This is a genomic window from Ruegeria sp. J8 (assembly GCF_056531925.1).
In genome coordinates, this window is record NZ_JBQFMR010000012.1 from 64,569 (window position 1) to 84,948 (window position 20,380).

The following is a 20,380-nucleotide window of genomic DNA, read 5'->3' on the forward strand; positions in this document are numbered from 1 at the left end:
CAGCTCCACTAGTTTCTGCTGTATGGATTTTCATCGAACACAATGCCGTCCGACTGGTTTTGGCGTTCGCGCATCCGCTTGAGTTCTTCAAGCCTGCGCCGCTCATCATCGGTCAGACCCGTAGTCTGCAAGTGGCTCATGCTGGCAAGTGCCCGTGCCTCAGCATCAGCAACGGCCTGGGCAAGCTCTGTCTGAAACTTTTTCTCGCGCTCGTCGTACCTGACCTGAAGGCGTTCATTGGCCAGAGTGAGCGAAGCGATTTCACCATCCTTTTCGGATATCGCCACTTTTACGTCTGTCAGTTCACCTTGCAGCCCCGCAATACGATCGTTGAGCTGTTCGATAGTTTTCATGGCTTTATCAAACCCGATGAATTCAACCGGCTGTGGAGCTGAGGCGGGCGTTGCGAAGGCGATTTCCTCCGGCAACGCGTCTGGTTCGGGTTCGTCTACGTCCGGCCCCCGTGCCGTAAGCAGGCCATAGCGTTCGCCACCGCTTTGCTGCAGGGCATCGACGCGGACACCTGCGCGGCTGTTCTTGGCGTCATCGCCCAGCACAAACCACGCGAAACCAACGAACACGGCACCCGCGAGGGCAACGCCCATGAGCTTCTTGGGTTCAAGCCTTTTCCGGGAACGCAGGGGCGGCTGTTCCGCCGCCGCCCGTGCCGCAATTGTTTGTTCACGGTTCACTACTTGCTGCCCCCCGGTTTAACTGTTTGAGATGTAACGGGCCGCCCGGTACCGCTGGCCTGCTGAAACGCGTCGCCATCATTCCGGACGCAGATCGAAGTGTCCTCGATACGCAGTGTCCAAAGATCGGAAAGACCCTGCACCTGGATAATGCCGCGCTCTTTGACTGTGGTGTTCACCATCAACTCACGGCCATCAGGCAGGACACGGAAGATACCTGGCAGTTCCGCATCCTGCGGGACCTGCATATAGGTGTGAACGCCATCGTCCCATACGGCGGTAGGCGCGAAGTCAGCTTTGCCCGAGCGTGAGTAGTTTTGGTTCACAAACCGGCCTGTTGGTTTCGGCTCACTCCGAGCAACCGTACCACGACGTGTTGTGGTCCCGTCGCCGTTGTTTTTGTTGTAGAACGTGACCCGGAACGGAACACGTTTGCGTTCGGCGGCGCTCTCGGCCGGAACCAGATAGAAGTTGTATGTCCCGCGATTGGTCAGAACGGTCAGGTTTGAATCCGAGTTCAGGATTTCCGGCTTGAACGCAATAACGCGCCCTTCCTGCAGGCGGGTGATCTGAAAACTTTCGGTGTCACCGGCACCAATGCTGCGGACGGTTTCACCCTGCGGAAAATGAACATAGGTGATCAGGCGTTCACCCACAGGGATGCGATACACCTGGTTCTCGACATAGTGGAAATGCGTGATGCGGTGATCCGCGTTCCTTCCGTCTGGCGTTGGTGTGATTTCCGCCAGAACAGGCATAGAAAGAGCCAGGACTGCGGCAGTGACGGTTGTGAGTGTCTTAATGGTTCGCTGCATCAGATGTCTCCCATGGAGTCGACGCGGTAGTTGGTGACGACAAAACCGAATGGATTTTCAAGAAGCTCATCCATCGACGTCACGATTTTTTCCTCAAACCCGTAGGTCACTGTGACCACGTAGCGGGCTGAGACCGTTGCTTGGTTTGGCACGATCAGGGACTTGCGGATCTCGACCTGCACCGTCTCATCGTTGACCGGCGAGACGCCCAGAATTTCGGTCTGCACCTTTGTCTTGGGCGTATAGATTTCGTCCGGATGGTTGTCGTTCGAGCCGTCCCACAGTTCGCGGTAGGACGTTTCGGCCAGCTCATCAGAACGTCGCAGCACCGATTTCAGGCGCTCGTTGTTGTCCTGGACATCATAGGTTTCCCGGTCCTGCACATAGTTTGCCACCTCGCGGAAGGCCATCGCCTCGGATGGTTCCAGTTCTTCGACCTTTTCAGTCAGCAGCACCGGCAGCTTTGTGTCGGGATCGATGGAGAATGGCACCGCGCGGATTTCCTTCAGGGGAAGGAGCATCGCCCAGCCAATCATAGAGGCCACGCCCATTGCCATGCCGACCATGCCGAATACCTGCCATTTGAAGGCATCACGGCGTGCGCCCAGAAAGAGTTCTTTTTCGTGATCTGTCACGTGTGACATTTGCTCTGCACCTCGGATTACGACGATTTTTGTTGTGGTTTTTCGCGAGCAGCTCGAATGCTCTGCCGATAGCGGTCAGCGGCGTAGCTCTGACGAGCCGCCCCATCCTGATTGCGGGCTCTGTGCGCTATGTCCCGACGCGCTTGCATTGCGCGAGACGCGCTGTCACGAATGCCGGTCCCGTCGCGGGCTGCAGAAGCCATCGCAGCGGCGGTTTTGCCACCGGCCACCGCGCCACGCCCGCCATCAACTGCTGTTCCCAGCGCGCCTCTGGCGGCTGCTGCAGCACCGGTTGCAACGGCAAGGCCCGATGACGCTGACACAATAGCTCCTGACATTCCCCCAGCGAGGGATGGGATCTGTGTAAGCATGACGATAGCGACGATACAGATTGCAAGAAAACGCCCGCTGGCTTCCATATCATTGACATCAGACAAGGAACCAAGCTCCGAGGCGAAAAGCGCTTGGATCAGCGAGACAATCCCTGTCAGCACAACTATGACCATGACGAGGCCCACGGTCGTTTTCGCCCATGCGGCAAAGATGTTTGCAGTTGCCGAGCTTAAAAGCGTTGCAATGAACACGGGTGCCAAACCGAGAAGGACTGCCATGCCGCCCTTGGCGATTAGTGCCATGCCAGTGCCAAAGGCGACGATAACCGCCCCGACAACCCACAAGATTGCGCCTGTAATGCTCAAGCCCCACGTGGCGTTCTCGATAGCTGTTTGACCCATGATAAAGCATTGAAGCGCAATCTCATCGAGCGCCTGCCATACATTTGTGGTGCCAGTGAGCGCCCCGGCAATGCTGTCCGGCAAGGTTTGAACGCCTTGATAGATTGGCTGAAAAAAGGACCAGCTTGAGGCCATTCCGATGATTATCGTCGCCCGAATGAGCCAGCCGATATAACCACCCAACCCTATTTCTCTGATCTGAAGTACGCCGTTGATCAGCATCGCCACGAAGATCAGTGCAGCAATAGCCCAGAGGGCGGATGCGAGATCCGCCGCAAGGCTGGTGTATGCTTGCTGAGAAAAGTTGCTGATTGCTGTTTCAATCGAGCTGACGAAATCCTGAATCACGGCCCACAAGCCTCCTCAATTACAGGGCGCAGCGCTTCCAAGCGTGCTTGCTGCGCTTCTTTGAGCGATTTGAGTTCGCTGGATGGTTTCGACCAGAAATCGTTCTGGTCCGCGCCTGCCAACTCGATTGCAGCTTCGCGGCTAAGGTTGCCGAGCGGGCATTCTGTGCTGAATGCCTCATCGGCTTTGCGCAGGCGGCATTGCTCAATGGCAAATTCATGAGCAGCTATGACTTGCTCATTCAGGATGGCATCGGTCCAGTTGCCAACGACATACTGTTGATCCGCGCCCTGACCGGCGTTAGCGAGCTGTTCAACCCCGTATTCTTTCAGTGGCTTCTTGAACGCTCGGACGCCCGAGTAGCCAAGACAGGTCCGATATTCGCCAAATGTCCAATCAACATTCGGGGGAAACGGCAGTCTGGCCTCAGCACTGGCCGACGACGCAAAAAGCGCCGCCGTGAGTGTGGTCAGGGCGAAAGTGGTGCGGCTTTTCATTGGGTTTCTCCTCTTGCGTAATTGCTAAGCGTCTTTAGGTCCGCTGCGTTGGCAGCCAGATCCGTGCCCGACGCCAGAGCATTAGCTGAGGTTGCGCGCAAGACTTCAATTTCAACTTGAAGGAGTTTCAGGAGAACCGCCGTGTTGTAGTCGATTGCATCCTTCAGATCTTCTTGCTGGCCGATTTCACCGCGCAGCTTTTCAGCATCCTCAGAGAGCTGACTGGCCATGTCGTAGCCCTGTTCGCCGAGGGCCGATGCCATCAGGCCCGCGCCACCGCGCTCAGACAGGATGCGGCGAGCCTGCACATCCGATCCGCTGAACTCGGACAAGATGCCATCGTTCAGGCCGAGGTTGATGGATCGACGTTCCATTGCCTGCGCAGCGACATCGGGCAGGCCGGAGATACCATCTTCTGCTGCGTCCAGCGCATAGCCGAGCGTGTCAGCGGCAGTCGCCAGCTTCAAAAAGCTACGGCTGTTGAACGCGTCCAGATCCGTCAGGCCGGAAATGGCCTTGAAGGAGTTTTCCAGCATTGCACGCTGTTGTTCGAGCTTTTCGTATTGCTGCAACAGCTGTTCATACTGGCGGACCATTTCAGCGATTTCTTTGGCCGAGTTGGCGGCGTCCTGTGTAATGGCCGTGGCGTCGATGGTCGGAACACCCTGGGCCGACGCTATGACGGGCAGGGCGGCCAGAACGGTTACGGCGACAGTGGTGCGAAGTGTTGTCAGGACGTTCATCAGACAAGCTCCAGGTTTTCAGGAAGTGTCATCCGCTCAAAGTCGCAGGCGCATTTGCTGCGATAGCCCGAATAGGTGTTGGTGCAGGCGGCAACAGCGGCCAGAGCAACGAGGGCGAGGAAAAGGCGAGGTTTCATGTGATTTCCTTCCAGAAGTTGGGGTTTTGTCGCCATTCAGGATCAGGGAAAGACTTGCCGTCTGATCCGCTCAGAACACGAAGCAGCGGGCCGAGAGCGCCGACATCGACATCGAGCCAAACATTCTCATCACCCTTTTTCATGAGCATCACGCGGTCGCCAAATTGCGCCCGCAATGCGCCCAGCTCCGAATCGTTCAAACCGATTGCCCGGTAATCCGTTTCATTGCCGGATCGAGAGGGGAACAGGAGCTGCGTGCTGGTGTTTTCCAGGATCGACTTGCTGGCCGCCGATGACAGGATGTGATCTGGGATCTGCGTCATCATCATCATGACAACGTTCAGCTTCCGATAGGTTGTGTAGGCGTTTTTGAGAATGCCCGCGCCGTAGGGGTTGCCTGCGATCACCCAGGCTTCATCAATCACAAAGACAGTCGGCTCCTTCGCGGCACACCGGCGCTCGATCTGGCGCATGACGTAGCTGATCCAGGCAAGCCGGACCAATTCGTCATCCAGAACCTCGGAAATGTCGAACACAAGATGCCGATCATCAGAGGCAAACGGATCTGTGCCACCCTCGCCAAACATCCAGGACAACCGCCCGTCGCTCGCCCATTCACTCGCTCGCTTGAAGAGGTTCTTGCCGTCGTCAAAGGCTCTGAACCGCTCGACCAGTGAATCGAAGTTCTGAAGCTGTGGGGGCAGGGTCGCGTTGGCTTGGCAGGCTTGAGTGATCTCATCTTTCTGTTCGGCGGTCAGCTTTTCGTCGTAGCTCATCAAAGCTGTGACCCAATTCGCCAACCAACTTTGCCCTGCTTCATCCGTTTCCGTTCGAAACGGGTTCATGCCAGTGGGTTCGCCAACCCGAACGCGAGTGTATTGTGCCCCAAGCGCACGCATGGGGGCTTCCATTGCCCGGTCTTTATCAAACGCAATGATCCGCGCGCCCTGAGCTACTGCGCAGGTCGCCAGCAGCACTGCAATTACGGTCTTACCAGAGCCGTTTGGACCCAGAACGATGGTGTGGCCGGACGGCAGGTTTTCAGCATCCGAGCTGGTCTTGGGCAGGTGCAGCGAAACATCGTAGCTGTCGCCATGCGTGGTCGGGAATGTCGCCAGAGGTCCGGGCCACGGCAGCTTGTTCTCAGGCAGACCCTTTGGCCGCATGTGAAACGCTACCATGTCTGCAAAGTTCTGATCTGTGATCAGTTCTTCACGCGCGCGGAACGCAAAATTTCCGGGGTGCTGCGCGAAATACACTGACCGCGCGGACATCGCTTCGCGTTTGACCGTACCGCCCGAAATCTGAATTTCACCGATGATATGCTTTTCGGCAGTTTTCAGATCTTCCTCAGTCCCGAACACGCAGATCGAAAGGTGGTGCTTACCCAGAGACATCGTGCCCGACGCAATCCCATCGGCCAGAATGGACAAGTCCTCTTGCAACGACGTCGCTTTGTCGCCAGCCGAGCGCATCTGTCCTGACTTGCGACGTTCCAATTCCTGCGCCTGGGCGCGGCTGATCGGCAGGAACGATTGCGAAATCACGACATCAACCGGCAGGTCCAGCCCGTCAAAAATGCCGGGGAATGACGCCATCGGATAGTTCTTCAGGGAATAGACGCGAATTGACCGCTCCTGGTCATCGCCAGACATAAGCTTGGCAGTCTTGCCCTGAAACAGCACGTCCTCTTGCGGCATGTTGAAAGCAATCGGCTCTGCAATGTTTGTATGAACGATTGGCTGATAACGCCCGTTCAACAGCATTCCATAATAGCCGAGCCAACGCCCCTCGCTGAGCTTCAGCCGGCGCACGCGGGCCTCGCCCAGCGTGCCCGCCAGTGTTGTGAACACACCGTCGAGCTGTTCCATCATTTCGCGGCGTTCCTCGTCGATCGTTCCTGACGACATGCCGAATATTTGCTTGGCGCGTTCATCCTGACGCTTCTGCAGAATAGCGCTGATGATGATTTTCCGCTCTTTCAGCTCTGCATCGAGCGAGGCTGACCGCATGGCTTCTGCCACAGCACCAGCAAAGCCGGTTGTGTCCGTGATGACATGCCCTGTTTCAGCGGGGACGGTCACTCGATGAACGTAGAATGCGACCTCATTTGGAGTGGTCCGCAGTACACGTTCAAAGCGCTCGGCCAAAAACTCGAATTCGTTTTCGTCCAGTGTGTTTGCGTTGATTCCGGTAATTTCGGCAGCGGCGATCAGTCCGCCGTTGCGTGTGGAAATGACCTCATCGTCCACGACATAGCCATAAGGCAACATCTGAAAGAGGTGCATTTCATCCTTACGCCAGCTCGGCTCAAGCAACGAGCGGGCGAGGGTAAAAAGATCCTTTGAAGCAGGCTTAGGCACTATAGTAATCTCCCCCATGATGCTGGCGGTTTTTGGTGCGTGGCGTTTTGGAAAGGGTTACGGACAGGACACGGAAGAAAGCCGGTTCCCATTCGTAAAAGAGGCGAAGCCCGGTGTAGAAAACAAAACCCGCAATGATTGCTGGTGCTATCCCGAATATAAAGAACGAAAGCATGGTCATCCCGAGGACCACCAGCAGATAGATCACGGGTAGGCCGCCCCATTCTGCGGGGCGGTTCAGGCCGCGAAAGACCGTATTGCGGCGCTGCATCAATCAGGCTCCGATGAACGTATCGGCGAGGCCAATAACGGCACCGACGACGATAGCGATTACAGGGCCTTTCAACGAACCCCAGCCGAACACATAGGCGAGACAGCCCCAGATGAAGCCGACAGCGGCAAGGCTGACGCCAACAACCTTCGAGTCGGCCAGCGTTTCGTTGATGAAATCGCCAATGGCGTCTTGGAGCCAGCCTGCCGAGGCCGGTGCCGCACTGACGATAACGAGCGTCAGCGCAAAGAACGCGGTCTGTTGGATGAAGTGGGTTCTGTTCATGAGGAAGTGCTCACTTTGCTTAGGATTGTCCGCACGTAGTTGCGGGTTTCGGTGAAGGGGGGGACGCCGCCGTATTCGACGACGCGGTGAGGCCCGGCGTTGTAGGCAGCAAGCGCCAGCTTCCAGGTTCCAAACGCGCGGTACTGCGCCGCCAAATAGCGGGCGCCACCGTCGAGATTTTCTGCAGGGTTTCTTGGGTTCACGCCCAGGTCTTTCGCCGTTCCCGGCATGAGCTGCGCGAAGCCGATGGCACCCTTGGGCGACAGGGCATCAGCCCGATATCGGCTTTCCTGCCAGACCAGTGCCATGAACAACTCGGCCGGAATGTCATGCCGATCCGCTGCTGCGTGAATTTCCTTGACGATCCGGTCCTGCGACCAGCCACCCGAGGCTTTGCGAGGCCGCGGTGCTTTACCCGCTATCTCGATCTTTTCTTGCGGCTTGGCCTTGGGTGCTTCTGGCTTTGCTTCAAGCGTGTATTCTCGCATCCGGATTGGACGAACGACGCCATTGACGATTTCTGCCCGCGAACCGTTAAGAAACACGCTGCCATCCGGTTCGTACTCGATGACCTGGGCACTGACATCAGTTCCCAGGAGCGCCAACAAAGACCAAATGACGTTGGACCTGCGTCTGTTTTCGTTGAAGCTTGTGGTGGAGCTGGTCACTAATTCGCCCTCCAAATTAGGTCAGTAGTTTTTACATAATTACTATTATGAGGTTGAGGTTCCGATCATCTGAGCAGCAGGAATTGGATGCCGGGACACAGCACTGAACCCTTCGCGGGCTTTGCAGACAGCCAGCGTTCAGCTTGGGTCAATCAGCCGGAAGGTCTGACCAAAGTGTCGGGGATGTCCTATTCGGCGCTGTCGCTGGTCAGTGCTGTGCCGTCGCAAGCGCAGACACGTTGTTCAGGGTCGCACCCATTGACTCTGGCGCGGTGCTGACCGATCTAAGATCGGCATCTAGGGTTACTGTTTTTACCATAGTACAGTTCTCTCTTGATGTTTGAGGAATGCCCGGATGGATTAAGGGCGTTTCTTGTCCTGTCGGTTGTTGGCGCAATCGACAGGACCGCTCACTGCTCGGTGGTTTCGTTTTTTGGTCATCAAGTCGTTGTTTGATCCTTTCCTTCAGTTGCACCAGGACCGGCGTTTGCCGCCAGAGTATGGGCGCGCGAGACCCTCGGAAATCAGAATGGCCCCGACGTCCTGCCCAGCCACACGCCCAACCGCTAGGAAGCGGTCATGCACGTCCAGATCTGGTTGGATGACCAGCTCTATCTGGTCCGCCAAATGGATGAGCTCTGTCAGCCTTGCTTTCGCCTGCAATCCCAGAGCCTTTTCAGCTGCGCATTGCGGCCGGAAAGTCTCAGGCGTGTCGAAACCAATGAGGCGGTAGCGGTCGTCGCCGTGGTCGATGGTGTCACCGTCAACGGCAGTCACGTCGGAAGCACTCAGAGTCTTTGTTCGCTTGGTTGGTTCAATCCAAGCTGCGCCGAAGAACAACAACACGGGCGCAATGCTGAGGAACAAAAGCCGTTTCATGCGCCGTAACCCAAGCTATGGATCAGCTGTGCGTTCGCGCGCTGCCGGTTGTTAGGTTTCAGATTTCGCGTCCAGTGCCTGCGCCGCTTCAAGACCCTTGGGAGTGATCGACTCGATTGTGTAATCTGATTTGACGCAGAGAATGCGCCCATCCCCAAATTCCTGGTGATGCTTAAAAAGCCCAGGCCAGAGATCAAACTCTCTGGGCTCAGCGCCTGCTCGAGAGATCTTCGACTTGCACAACGCCCCGACATAGTTCGGAGAGCTGTAAATGCAGTGGTACTTAGGTCGTCCAAGGGAAGCGAGTCCGATAAATTCGTAGCGGCATGTAAAGGGAACCTGATCCTCTTTCAGGCCCCGGACCATCTCGATGGTTACCACAGTGTATTGTCTCTTGTTGTCCGCCATGACGACCCCCTATGGGCCGTCTTCTACATCCAAAAGTTGTGGACTAAAACACAATCTACGTCAATATAAGAAAACCCGCCAATATACGATATTGGATTGTCAGAAATATATTGGCCGGATATTGCTTAGGCGATTCGCAAGCAGGAGAGACCATCTTGAAACACTCAAAATCCGGAAATCGAACTCGCGCGAAGGCCCTTGCAGTTGCACTCGCTGCACTGCCAGCCACGCAGGCTCGTGCCTATCCAATTGACTGTGCCATATTCCTTTGCCTCGCCGGGGGTTGGCCAAGTTCGGCTGATTGCGTCGCAGCCAAGGCGGAGTTCATTCGGCGCATCACACCCTACCCGGTCGAACCGCCGCTTCAACTCTGGCGCTGTCCGATGAATACGTCACACAGCCCCTCGGACTTGGGTCCTATGGAACGGTTGGAAGCCATCAAGCGCACCAGTGCTAGCCCAGTTCCAGAGCTTCCATCGGATGACACCGCTAAGCCAATACTGGTAGACGCAGCGATCTCGATAGGAAGGATCGATGCACATCACGGCCAATACGGTGACGGTTTCCAAGCCACCCCGATCAGCGTCGATCTTTCTTCTTCCGATTTCGACGTTGTGAGATCCATCAGGGTTTGGGATGTGCGCCACTACAGCTATCGCCGTCGTTCAAGGGAGGGAGATTGCGAGCGTTCGCTTGATCTTGTGGTTGGCACCTACGACGATAATACGAATTTTCGCTGGTCCGAGCGCGCTCCTGCCCCAATCCCTTACTGGCTGCCACTGGGCAATCGCTGTGAACCTCCCAGCTACTTCCGCGGCGTTGGCGTCGAGTGGACCGACACATTCGGGTTCAGCGACTACGAACTCATCCGATATTGAGGTGCTGACCTGCGGTACAACGCGTTGCTCCTGGCTATGCCACCAAAAATCGCCAGCTGCATTTTTAAACCAGGCCGATTGGCCCGGAGGAAAAACTTAATCCCAGAAACAAAAACCCCCGCAAGGCGGGGCCTCAGCGGGGATCTTCTTAAGTCACGTTTGATCACCTGATTTATAGGAAACTCCAAAATTACTGACAAGGACAAACGCATCTGTGCGAACGGTTTTTCTATGTCTTTTTGCTGAGGTTCGAGCCGCCTTGCTTCCCCAATGAGAAGCAGACCATGACATTATCCCAATCTACCAACAATGTGCGCGACCGACGCTGCGCTGTAAACGACGGCCGCCTACCAACGAGGTCGAAACCATGAGCTTTCGGCATATCTCAACCGCCCAACACTACGAAAAAGATCGCTTCCACAACGGCCTCCCAGAGGGCTGGAACCGTGACAGGTTTCGACAGCTCTGTGTGGGATATGCGCAAATAAGGGGCTCATCGGCCCAGTGTATTCGCACCTTAGAGATCATCATCGATATGATTACGCCATGTGCGTTTCGCGATCCGTCTCAAGAACCCTTTTGCTTCGCGCGACAGGAAACACTGATTGTCGGGCGTGGCGTGACAGATCGAACAATTCACAACCATGAACGCGAACTGGAATCCATTGGTCTGATTGAACGTAGGCTTGGTGCAAATGGCGCGCGGTGTAAGCGCAAGGGGCTTGGCCTCTTCCTGACCCCTGCCCTGAACCTCATTCCAGAGATGCGCGCCGCGGACGTGCAAAGCAAGGCTGAGAAGAAAGAGCATGACGAGCTGCGCGGGGATCGATCACGGCTTCACCGATATGTGAAACATAGTCTGGCTGTGCTTCACTTACTCCCCTGCCCTTCCGAAGATGTTGACGAGATGATGGCTGAATTTCGATCCTGGCCGCGCGCTGACAAGCTGAAATACATGTCGTTGGATAGGCTCAGATCACATGTTCAGGCGGCTCACGACCTTTGGAAGCGGATCGAAGAGCATGTCGCAAAACACGCTGGAATTTCGGGTGAACCCGAAGCTCGTTTCGGGTCCCATATACAAGACCAAATTGAAGAAGAAATTCTGTCCTGTAACGCCGATGGCGATGAGACAATGTCCTCGGCTAAAGCCGAGGAACCAAATTGTTCGGGCTCCGGGCCTTACGGCCCTCCGCATTGCTTAGAAAGCAATCATCCGACGGATACTGAACCGCGCAAGACCCAAAAACTGCCTCGGGTGAATAACCGTACCCTTTATGAACTGGCATCGTCCGAACTTCGCATGCATATCGATATCGCCGGGGGTGGAGATCAGAATTCCAATCCAAGCCTCTATGCAATCGAGACCGGCACTTGGTCCCGGCTGTCTGAGATCGGTACCAATATCTCCGCCTGGCATGCGGCTATCGAACGATTGACCATCATGGGGGCGATCCTTTCGGGAGTGATCGTGGATGCGAGGCTGAGTGATCCGCGGCTGCCTCCCGTGGTTAATCCGGGCGGATATCTGCGCGGAATGGTTCAAGCAGAAGAACGAGGTGAATTGAACCTGATTTCCAGTTTCATGGGTTTGTTGGCACGAAGAGCCCGGGAGGAGGAAGACGGGCTTCCGCAAGACCCCAAGAAGCGGATTTAACAGTGTCGGGTTGCGCGCTGCCAGCTTCTCCAATTCATGTGTCTCATCGGCAGGTTTTCGCTCTGTTTCCGCCTCCAGAACAGAACCGTATTCAAATCTGTGATTGGCTACGGGAATTCCCGAGTGGTTTGTTCAGCTTTAGGTTGCTAATCGGCCTCGACGGCAACGCAGAACAGAAAGTCGATCTATGAAAATCGCGGACATTGGCAATTCTGAACTGGATTTCAGGCAAACAGGCGAAGCGCGCCTCCAGGAGATTTGCTCCAGGTTTGGACTGGAAAATGCGTCCTACGCCCATATCGACAAGTATCACAACGTTGTCCACGGCTGCACCACGTTCCCGGCCGAATGGGTCAGGCATTACGTCGACAACGATCTGGTTCTGGCCGATCCCCTCATTCGCTTTGGCGCTGCAATGATTGCACCAATTGATTGGGCTGTGTTTGATGACCAGCGTGAACATGCACCGCTATTCGAGGCTGCAAGGGAATTTGGTGTGGGTCAGAACGGCCTTTCCATTCCGGCTATCAATCCGTTTGGTGAGCGTGGTGTTTTTACGGTTACGTCCAATCTGCCGCGGTCTGAGTGGGACGCCTTGGTCGCTACAATGCTCCCTGCCCTTCGCCATGAGGCACAGGTCCTGCATCTGCTTGCGCTAGATGTCATTGAAACCGTATTCAACTTTCCCTCGGATTCCCTGTCTGGCGATGAACTGGATGTGTTGAAGATGCTCGCGTCGGGTTTGATACCGTCTGTCATTGCCAGGCAGACGGGGCATTCTTCGCGAATGGTAGAGGCACTGACTGCTTCGATCACCACCAAGCTCAAAAGCCGGACGATTGAACAGGCAGTGGCGCGGGCAGTCAGTACTGGATTTCTTAAGTGGAGCGATTTCTTTGCCGACCCTGTGGCCGAACTGGTCAATATGGAAAGTCAGCGACTATGCGGTGGGATCGTCCGTTGGGGTGGCAGGTCTCACGAGTTTATCGCTTTTGAAGACGGCAGACTGGTTCGGAACGCTGATAGCTTTCAGCCGGTCCAGATCACGGATCTCGTGAGAGAGTTTAACTTGAGTGCAAACGAGGTGGTCGAGGAACTTGCGCGTAACATTGATCAAAGATTGCGGATTAGGTATCTCTGAATTCGGCTAAAACGCACTGCTTTGTCTTTGAAAAGACCGCAGGCGCAAGTTTCACGTAATTTCGCTTACGCCGCTGTGCCACCGTAGTAGAGCCCACTCTAACTCTGGTTTCTAAATCTCCTATTCTGCTGAAAACGCGTCACGTTCAAAGCTTGGCTACAGAGCCCTTAGACGCGAGGGCAGCAGATGCTGTCACCTTCGTTCGAACAGCCAAAAATTGGAGATTGAGGCCTTATCTCTGCAATGCCCTGGTATACTGGAGGATCTTGCCCAGCGTGGTTTCACAGGAGGTGCTGACCCGTTCGCCGAAACAGCGAGTCTGGCGTTGGCCGTGAAAGCTCCAGTAATAGCTTCTGACGCCGTCAACGTAGCGCTAAGGCAAATCCGCAATCGTTGTCTATTTGGAACCTGTCCCTCTATGAATAGATTTCAATTGGCGTTCCGTCTTTGACCATAGCGTAGATCTCTTCAATCTCCTGATCTGTGACAGCGACGCACCCTGCGGTCCAGTCACGCTTGTTCGTGGGATCAATTCCAGGGCGAGGGCCGCCATGGATAAAAATATCACCGCCCGGAGAACGACCCCGAGCTCGGGCAAACGCAGAATCCGCCTCGTTCGGATAAGAGATTCCGATTGAAAGATGGAAAAGGCTTTCGGGATTGCGACGGTCAATTACATAGGAGCCTTCAGGTGTTCGCCCGTCTCCTTCGAATTGCTTGTGACCTTCGGGGGCAAATCCGAGTCCAATCGGAAAAGTCCGCAAGACACGCTCACTACCATCGAGGATAAGTAGGCGCTGCCCTTTGTATAGCCGAAGCCGAGTCACAACCGGCCCATTGTAAGTACGGAACTTGTTTGCACAGCCAGACAAAAAGGCGGCTATGAAGCCAGAGAGAAACAAACGTCTTTTCATAGGAACTGCCCGGCTCATTTTGATTTTTTCAAAAGAATATCACTAAAGGCCAGTTGAACAAAGGTGTATTGGATCTCACTAGGACAGGAACCGAAAACCAAGTGATCAGTTGTGGCCACCTCGTCAGCAGTGCAATGAGTGACACTTTGATTTCGACATTTGTTATTCTTACGCAACCTTTCAGTTTTCGCCTATTCAGTATCGAGATCGCTGCTGTAGTCAGGTTTTTTGCCGCTGGAAATCTTGACGCCGATTATTAAGCGAGCCAGATCGTCTACCGAATTGGATTCTTGTTCTAAGGGTTCGTTCACTACGCTGCACCTGTATCGATTTTCAGGTACCACGTAGTTTCGCGCCGGGCCACCCACCCTCAGATAGCGTCACTGTCTAGCTGCAACTTAGGACAATCTCTGTCTATCTGAAATTAGATCTACCAAATTTCGCAAACATATTTGAGGCTCTATTTGTTTCTACTTTGCTTCATCGGCCCGCCCAACGAACCGTTCAAACACTGCAAGAGTTTCGTCACTTACATGATGCTCAATACCTTCAGCGTCATGCTCTGCCACTTCCGGTGAAACGCCCAAGGCGATCAGGAACTCCACGACAATCCGGTGACGCCTTCTACAAGCTTCCGCCAATTGACGCCCGGCATCGGTCAACTGAAGTGAGCGGTAAGGTATTTGCTCAATGAAACCCTCTCGTTTCAAACGAGTCAAATTTTTGGAAACCGTAGGTTGGGTCACGCCCAATCGCTCGGCTATTTCGACCGGGCGCGCTGCACCATTCTGATGGATCAGCTCCGCGATAAGTTCAACGTAGTCTTCAACCATTTCGCTTTGGTGAGCCTGTCGCACAGCCTCAAACCCGCTCGCCTGGGTATCAATACTACGATCTGAATTTACCGGTTTTGTTTCGGTCATCGGCTCATGATTACGTCGCTGGTCTAGTCTCCAGTGTATGCACCTGAAAGCCGAGCTTGACAATGAGCATGCCTTCATCCTTAAATTAGACAAGGCTAACTTAAATAGACAGTGCTATGAAACATCTGATAGCGTCCACACTTCTTTGCGCACTGCCAGTGATCGCGGATGCCACGGCGATTGAAGAATCTCCTTGGGCCCCGCGCGCTGCCGCGTATCGACTGACCTTGTTCATGGGAAATCTAACCCCGGTTCCCTGGGATGAAATTGAGAGGAGTTGGACTTCGCCCGCACCTGGCAGTGACATTCAGGTCGCTCCCCTATCACGCGTCTCCGACAACGAAGCGCTTGCGATCAACCAAGCTATGCAAGCCGAAGATCGGCAGGCGCTGTTCGAAGCAAGCACAACTGCCATTGCGGAGGGAATCCTGCGCCATCTGGATGTCGCAAAGACCGCGCTGGGTCAGCCTGAGGCGGCCCGCGAGGTCGCGCAAGCGGCTGCTCTGTTCCGCGCATTCGAAGATGGTATCAAGGCTGCGGACACGTCGGCGGCTCGCGACCTGGGCCGGGCATGGCTGGTTCTGAACTCCACCCTTGGCAGCGCAGGAGTACTGGGCAACGGCGCCCAAACGGTGGATGCCGACCAATTTGCAGAAGCTCAGGCCATTGTCGCTGCCTATATTCGTGCCAACTATCTGCCATCCGAGTATGCCCAACGCGACAAGTTAACACCGCTGCCTGAAACAGTTGTGCTTTCCGGCGAACAAATCACAATGCCCGCCACGCTGCCGCCAGGGTCAAACATCGGAGATCAGGCGCAGCTGCCGCGGCTGGTTCTTCAGTTTGAGGAGGCGGGTGAGGATGAAGCTAATCTACCGCTGGTGGCCTACGGTGACATGCTGTTCGACAGCCCCGAAATCTTCGGCGGCCCGGCGCGTGAGTTGGGCATCGCCTGCTCGACCTGCCACAACCGCTCCGACGTGAACCGGGATTTCTTCATTCCGGGCCTTTCATCCCATCCGGGTGGGATGGATGTGGACGGATCGTTTTTCAATCCAATGTTCAATGACCGGACCGATGATCACTTGGACACGCCTTCTATGCGTGGCATCCGCTTTACCGCACCTTATGGCCGCGACGGGCGCGAACCCAGCCTGCGCCGGTTCATCCGAAATGTGATTGTGACCGAATTCGCGGGAAAGGAACCAACGCCGTTCCAACTGGACGCGCTGGAAGCCTATGTCAAACAGTTCGACTTTCTTCCCAACCCAAAGATCGACCGGTCCGGCAAGCTGACCGATCTGGCGTCAGATGCCGCCAAGCGCGGGGAGTTGCTGTTCAACACCAAATTTGCCGGACTTGGTGACAAATCCTGCGCTTCGTGTCACACGCCTGACCGTCAGTTCCGCGATGGTCTGACCTACGACATCGGCAGCGCTGAACCACCATTCCCCGGCGGCACGGCTTCTGCGTTCGAAACCCCGACGCTGCGCAACGTCAATTTCACTGCACCTTACATGCATGACGGATCGCTGCCGACGCTGGCCAGCGTTGTTGACTGGTTCAATGATACCAAAAATTTGGGTTTGGACGAAGCACAGCGCGCAGATCTGACGGCCTACGTCGAAGCTGTTGGAGACGGTGAAGACCCCTATCAAGTATTCGAAGGTCGCAACAGCGTATTCCGCTTGTCCTGGGAAGAGCTGACGACATTCGCCAGTACGCTCGATACCCTGCTGCCGATGCAGGATGCCGAAAACATAGCGGTTCTGATCGACACGGTAGCTCCTGATCTGGCCGCGGATGCCAGTGTCATGGTCAATCAGAACGCCAAGCCCGAAATCTACGAATTCGCCGCGATCCTGCGAGCGGTTGGCGATGCCAGCGCCGAAGGAAACTGGACCGAAGCCATCCGCCAGTGGGAACTGTTCAAGTCCATGCAGGCCGAAATTGACGAGAGGATGTTCTGATGTTGTCGCGCCGCAATTTTCTGGTCGCTGCAGCCGCATCTGCAGCCATGCCCGTAATGGCTGCAACTGACCAGGGGCTGAAGCTGGCCTTCATCCCGCAGGAGAACCCCGAAAAGCTGTTGGGTGACATCAACGTCATCACCGGCTGGCTTTCAGAGCAGATGGGCGTCCCGGTCACGGGGTTTGTCACGTTCGACCACGCTGCTGCCGTTGAGGCGCTGCGCAACGGTGATGCCGATATCTCGTTCATGGGAGCGTTGCCCTTTGTGTTGGCCGAAGACCAGATCGGCGCCGTACCGCTATTGTCCGAGGTTTATCGCGGGCAACCCAGCTATTCGGGCCGGGTCTTCGTGCGGCGTGACAGCGGAATCGAAGCGCTGGCCGATCTCCGGGGACGTGACATCGCCTTTTCCGATCCGGTCTCGGAATCCGGTTACATCTATCCGCTTGATCTGTTTGTGCGCGCCGGGCTGTTCGCGGGCACGGGCGATGCCGACAGCTTTTTCGGGCAGAAATTCTTTGCTGGCGGATATCAGCAAGCGATGCAGGCCATGGCCAACGGACTGGTCGATGCGGCAGGCGCAAGCCAGTATGCCGATCTCTATCTGACCCCGGATCAGCAGGCCGAGGTCAAGGTGCTGGCGGAATCAGAACAAATTCCCAGCCACGCAATCATTGCCCGCCCTGATCTGGACGCCGGGCTGCAGGCAAAGTTCATTGAAACCATGCTGCGCCTCAACGAGAGTGAGAACCGTCATCTGTTGGCCTACCTCTATGGCCCGGATGGCTATCTTCCTGCTGATCCATCGGTTTACGAGGGCGTGCGCGAGACTGCGCGGCGGTATGGGTTTCTGAAATGAATCCTGTAGTTTCACTCAACGCGATATCGCAACACTTTGCCAGTGCAGCGGCGCTTACAGAAGTTTCACTATCAGTGCAGCCCGGTGAAAGCGTCGCGCTACTCGGTCCTTCGGGTGCGGGCAAATCAACGATGCTGGCTTTGTTGGACGGTCGTTTGCGTGGTTGGCACGGCGAAGCCCAGGTGCTTGGCAAGCCACTTTTGGCAACTGGGGTTCCATCCCGCGAGGACCGTGCCAATACCGGCTTTATCTTTCAGGAATTCGCACTGGTTGATCGGCAGAGTGTTTATCAGAATGTAATGAACGGTCGGATGGGCCGGATGAATATCTGGTCTTCGCTTTGGGGGCGGTTCCGGGAAGAGGACCACATGTGCGTGACACGGGCGCTTCAGGATACGGGGCTGTCAGACCTGGCAAGCCGCCGTGCCGATCAGTTGTCGGGTGGGCAACGGCAGCGCGTTGCGATTGCCAGATGTCTGGCACAAGAACCCGAGTTGATCCTTGCGGATGAGCCCGTCAGCAATTTGGACCCTGCTCACGCCGAACGAATTCTGAGCCTGATCACAAGCTCTGCACGTAGCCGTGGTATCGGCGTCATTTTCAGCTCGCATCAGCCGGATCTGTCGCGCCGCTTTGCCGAGCGCATCATAGGCCTGCGAGATGGCGTGGTATTGTTCGACAAACCGTCGGCTCAATTTACCAGCGGGGACATCGACGAGCTGTATCACGGCGCCAGTGTCACATCGGGGCTGCGTGTAGTCAGTTGATGGGCCGATCTGTCATTTGGGTCATGCTGGCTCTGGCGATCCTGTGGTCGCTGACCAGCGGGGATATGGGATTGGGCAAGCTGCCAGGCGCAGGGCCCCGTCTGGCAGAGTTTATGGGGCGCATGATCCCACCTGACCTGTCCGTTTGGCGCGAGGTTCTGACAGGGCTGGCGGAGACACTGAGGATCGCCATTCTGGGAACATTGTTCGCTGTAATCCTGTCCTCGGGACTGGCCCTTCTGGCCTCTGAAACTATGGTGTCACCAACAATTTGGCGCCCCGTCCGCGCCTTGCTGGCGGTTATCCGGTCGATCCCGCTGATCCTGGTCGCCATGCTAATGGTGGGCGCTGTTGGGTTGGGACCACTTCCCGGTATTCTGGCAATCACATTTCACGCGACTGGCATGTTGGCAAAGTTCTATGCGGAAGCCATCGACAACGTTGCTACCGCTCCTGTGGCGGCGCTTGAAAGCGCGGGAGCCAACAGAATTCAACAGTTGCGTTGGGCGATCTGGCCGCAGATGGCGCCTGTGATCATGCGCGATACCGTATTTCGGTTTGAACTAAATCTGCGCGAAAGCCTGATACTGGGCATTGTCGGTGCCGGTGGCATCGGGCTGTATGTGCAAACCTATGTACGGTCGTTTCAGTATGAAAAGGCTGCGACCGTGACGTTGGCAATCATTGTTCTGGTTTTATTGTCAGAGGCGCTGAATACGGCCTTGCAAAAACGGTTCAACTAAGCCGGAATCTCCCAATTCTCCAAGGAAAAGGCTCGTGTCTTTCCTTTCTTCCATCGCGGTTGAAGGTTGGATGCTTCGCTTGAAACCGGGCCGGTGTAGTCTGCTACACACCCCCTCACGCTGGTTTGTTAAGGCCTCAAGCTTGCTAGATTGAAAGTCGCCTGCGTTGAGGAAAATTCTTGGTGCCAATCTAGCGTTCAAACGGATTCACCGCTGTTTCCATGGGAATGTGTTGCCGAAACATTTGCTACCAGCCTGCCAGTGCGTAGTGCTCTGACACGTGCGTTCATCCAATGCCTCACGACGACTCGGTACATCAGTTCACGGAAAAAGCCAAAGTTCTGCCTGTGACGGACATAGAAGGAGTCAGGGGAGTCAAAGACCCCAAAATCCTGCACGATGCCGTTTCTTTGAATGTATGTGTCACGGCCTTCCCATTCGACCTGGGGATCGCTCAGGCAATCCGTCCCCACACCATACCCACACAGGCTTTCTGTTTTGGGAAATGTCTGCTGCAACACGCGTAAGAAAAGCTCATCCAGAATAAAGCCTTCCAGCTTTAGCCACGTACCCTCTGCTTCGACTTCGACCCATGAATGCACAATCTCCATCGGCGCCATCGGATAGAAAAGCTCGGGAACCACACCCCTCTGCAATTCTTTGTGGATCGTAAAGCCATGCAAACGGCATCGGATACCGCTGCCGCGAAACAGTGCCATCAGAAGAGTGCCCTTGGTATTGCATTGCCCATAGCCATTGGCGAGTACCTCTGACGCCGGGATATCGTCTGCACGGTTGTAACCAAAGGCAATCTCGTTACGCACGAAATCATAAATAGCGCCAATTCGATCCAATACAGGCAGATCGGGCCAGCTCCGTTCCGTTATGAGCCCCAAAATTGCGGGTGTTTCAAAATCAAGCAGAGGTGTGGCGGTTAGCAACGGGTCTCGGTTCAGCATTTGGTCTCTCGTCGAATCAACTCAGAAAGACTTTTAACTGCTATAGTGACTATAGCTTCAAGAGGCTAATTCCAGTTCGCAATA

Annotated in this window: 24 protein-coding genes; 8 read left to right on the plus strand and 16 right to left on the minus strand. The window is 55.4% G+C overall.

The genetic code is table 11. From position 1 onward, the window contains the following. Positions 1-8 precede the first annotated feature (8 nt). The 11 genes from ACR0L1_RS20500 to ACR0L1_RS20550 are packed head-to-tail and all read right to left on the minus strand — an operon-like array spanning position 9 to position 8,197. The gene (locus tag ACR0L1_RS20500; protein ID WP_480860613.1) at positions 9-692 is read right to left on the minus strand and encodes a hypothetical protein; all 684 of its coding nucleotides are present in this window, start codon (positions 690-692) and stop codon (positions 9-11) included. Continuing rightward, positions 692-1,507, minus strand: coding sequence for a TrbG/VirB9 family P-type conjugative transfer protein (locus tag ACR0L1_RS20505; RefSeq protein WP_480860615.1), 816 nt, complete (start codon positions 1,505-1,507; stop codon positions 692-694). Before ACR0L1_RS20505 ends, ACR0L1_RS20500 begins: the two co-directional genes overlap by 1 nt. Then, positions 1,507-2,151 (minus strand): VirB8 family type IV secretion system protein, encoded by a 645-nt coding sequence (locus ACR0L1_RS20510; protein ID WP_475220440.1) that lies wholly within the window; start codon positions 2,149-2,151, stop codon positions 1,507-1,509. The genes ACR0L1_RS20505 and ACR0L1_RS20510 overlap by 1 nt, the downstream gene beginning before the upstream one ends. 17 nt (positions 2,152-2,168) lie before the next feature. Beyond that, a complete protein-coding gene (locus ACR0L1_RS20515) occupies positions 2,169-3,233 on the minus strand; it encodes a TrbL/VirB6 family protein (RefSeq protein ID WP_480588224.1) in 1,065 nt (354 codons plus the stop codon). Then, positions 3,230-3,730: a hypothetical protein gene (locus ACR0L1_RS20520; protein WP_480588225.1), complete on the minus strand. Its 501-nt coding sequence runs from the start codon at positions 3,728-3,730 to the stop codon at positions 3,230-3,232. The genes ACR0L1_RS20515 and ACR0L1_RS20520 overlap by 4 nt, the downstream gene beginning before the upstream one ends. Further along, positions 3,727-4,473: a type IV secretion system protein gene (locus ACR0L1_RS20525; protein WP_480791345.1), complete on the minus strand. Its 747-nt coding sequence runs from the start codon at positions 4,471-4,473 to the stop codon at positions 3,727-3,729. Before ACR0L1_RS20525 ends, ACR0L1_RS20520 begins: the two co-directional genes overlap by 4 nt. Next, on the minus strand, positions 4,473-4,610 hold the full coding sequence (locus ACR0L1_RS20530) for a hypothetical protein (RefSeq protein WP_480791346.1): 138 nt from the start codon (positions 4,608-4,610) through the stop codon (positions 4,473-4,475). Before ACR0L1_RS20530 ends, ACR0L1_RS20525 begins: the two co-directional genes overlap by 1 nt. After that, a complete protein-coding gene (locus tag ACR0L1_RS20535) occupies positions 4,607-6,973 on the minus strand; it encodes a VirB4 family type IV secretion/conjugal transfer ATPase (protein ID WP_480796361.1) in 2,367 nt (788 codons plus the stop codon). The genes ACR0L1_RS20530 and ACR0L1_RS20535 overlap by 4 nt, the downstream gene beginning before the upstream one ends. Next, entirely contained in the window at positions 6,966-7,244 is a 279-nt protein-coding gene (locus ACR0L1_RS20540; protein ID WP_480791348.1) for a VirB3 family type IV secretion system protein, read from the minus strand. Before ACR0L1_RS20540 ends, ACR0L1_RS20535 begins: the two co-directional genes overlap by 8 nt. Before the next feature lie 3 nt (positions 7,245-7,247). Beyond that, positions 7,248-7,529 (minus strand): hypothetical protein, encoded by a 282-nt coding sequence (locus tag ACR0L1_RS20545; protein WP_480791349.1) that lies wholly within the window; start codon positions 7,527-7,529, stop codon positions 7,248-7,250. Next, positions 7,526-8,197 (minus strand): lytic transglycosylase domain-containing protein, encoded by a 672-nt coding sequence (locus ACR0L1_RS20550; RefSeq protein WP_480791350.1) that lies wholly within the window; start codon positions 8,195-8,197, stop codon positions 7,526-7,528. Before ACR0L1_RS20550 ends, ACR0L1_RS20545 begins: the two co-directional genes overlap by 4 nt. Before the next feature lie 87 nt (positions 8,198-8,284). Between ACR0L1_RS20550 and ACR0L1_RS20555 the strand changes: the two genes are divergently transcribed. Continuing rightward, positions 8,285-8,476: a hypothetical protein gene (locus ACR0L1_RS20555; protein WP_480860619.1), complete on the plus strand. Its 192-nt coding sequence runs from the start codon at positions 8,285-8,287 to the stop codon at positions 8,474-8,476. 186 nt (positions 8,477-8,662) lie between these two features. On the opposite strand, the gene ACR0L1_RS20560 is transcribed toward ACR0L1_RS20555, so the two are convergent. Continuing rightward, complete coding sequence (locus ACR0L1_RS20560; RefSeq protein WP_480860621.1) at positions 8,663-9,076, minus strand: thermonuclease family protein; 414 nt, start codon at positions 9,074-9,076, stop codon at positions 8,663-8,665. Between the two features lie 51 nt (positions 9,077-9,127). Next, a complete protein-coding gene (locus ACR0L1_RS20565) occupies positions 9,128-9,484 on the minus strand; it encodes a hypothetical protein (RefSeq protein ID WP_480860622.1) in 357 nt (118 codons plus the stop codon). A gap of 383 nt (positions 9,485-9,867) precedes the next feature. On the opposite strand from ACR0L1_RS20565, the gene ACR0L1_RS20570 reads away from it, so the two are divergent. The 3 genes from ACR0L1_RS20570 to ACR0L1_RS20580 all read left to right on the plus strand — a co-directional run bounded on the left by ACR0L1_RS20570 (position 9,868) and on the right by ACR0L1_RS20580 (position 13,160). Then, positions 9,868-10,362: a hypothetical protein gene (locus ACR0L1_RS20570; RefSeq protein WP_170417962.1), complete on the plus strand. Its 495-nt coding sequence runs from the start codon at positions 9,868-9,870 to the stop codon at positions 10,360-10,362. A gap of 367 nt (positions 10,363-10,729) precedes the next feature. Continuing rightward, entirely contained in the window at positions 10,730-12,019 is a 1,290-nt protein-coding gene (locus ACR0L1_RS20575; protein ID WP_480860624.1) for a helix-turn-helix domain-containing protein, read from the plus strand. A gap of 187 nt (positions 12,020-12,206) precedes the next feature. After that, a complete protein-coding gene (locus ACR0L1_RS20580) occupies positions 12,207-13,160 on the plus strand; it encodes a helix-turn-helix transcriptional regulator (RefSeq protein WP_170634642.1) in 954 nt (317 codons plus the stop codon). Positions 13,161-13,576: 416 nt separating this feature from the next. Here the strand turns inward: ACR0L1_RS20580 and ACR0L1_RS20585 are convergent, their stop codons facing one another. Then, positions 13,577-14,074, minus strand: coding sequence for a L,D-transpeptidase family protein (locus tag ACR0L1_RS20585; RefSeq protein ID WP_170634645.1), 498 nt, complete (start codon positions 14,072-14,074; stop codon positions 13,577-13,579). A gap of 470 nt (positions 14,075-14,544) precedes the next feature. Then, positions 14,545-14,997, minus strand: a complete 453-nt coding sequence (mntR, locus tag ACR0L1_RS20590) for a manganese-binding transcriptional regulator MntR (protein WP_170634647.1) — start codon at positions 14,995-14,997, stop codon at positions 14,545-14,547. A 116-nt stretch (positions 14,998-15,113) separates the two neighbouring features. Between mntR and ACR0L1_RS20595 the strand changes: the two genes are divergently transcribed. From ACR0L1_RS20595 to phnE, 4 genes are read left to right on the plus strand one after another with little or no spacing between them, the layout of a single operon-like run. Continuing rightward, positions 15,114-16,967 (plus strand): cytochrome c peroxidase, encoded by a 1,854-nt coding sequence (locus ACR0L1_RS20595; protein ID WP_170634649.1) that lies wholly within the window; start codon positions 15,114-15,116, stop codon positions 16,965-16,967. Next, positions 16,967-17,827: a phosphate/phosphite/phosphonate ABC transporter substrate-binding protein gene (locus ACR0L1_RS20600; RefSeq protein WP_170634651.1), complete on the plus strand. Its 861-nt coding sequence runs from the start codon at positions 16,967-16,969 to the stop codon at positions 17,825-17,827. Before ACR0L1_RS20595 ends, ACR0L1_RS20600 begins: the two co-directional genes overlap by 1 nt. After that, a complete protein-coding gene (locus tag ACR0L1_RS20605; protein ID WP_209251504.1) occupies positions 17,824-18,594 on the plus strand; it encodes a phosphonate ABC transporter ATP-binding protein in 771 nt (256 codons plus the stop codon). Before ACR0L1_RS20600 ends, ACR0L1_RS20605 begins: the two co-directional genes overlap by 4 nt. After that, positions 18,594-19,337: a phosphonate ABC transporter, permease protein PhnE gene (gene phnE / locus ACR0L1_RS20610; RefSeq protein WP_209251502.1), complete on the plus strand. Its 744-nt coding sequence runs from the start codon at positions 18,594-18,596 to the stop codon at positions 19,335-19,337. The genes ACR0L1_RS20605 and phnE overlap by 1 nt, the downstream gene beginning before the upstream one ends. Positions 19,338-19,534: 197 nt before the next feature. On the opposite strand, the gene ACR0L1_RS20615 is transcribed toward phnE, so the two are convergent. Next, a complete protein-coding gene (locus tag ACR0L1_RS20615) occupies positions 19,535-20,296 on the minus strand; it encodes a transglutaminase-like domain-containing protein (RefSeq protein ID WP_170634657.1) in 762 nt (253 codons plus the stop codon). Positions 20,297-20,380: the final 84 nt, after the last annotated feature.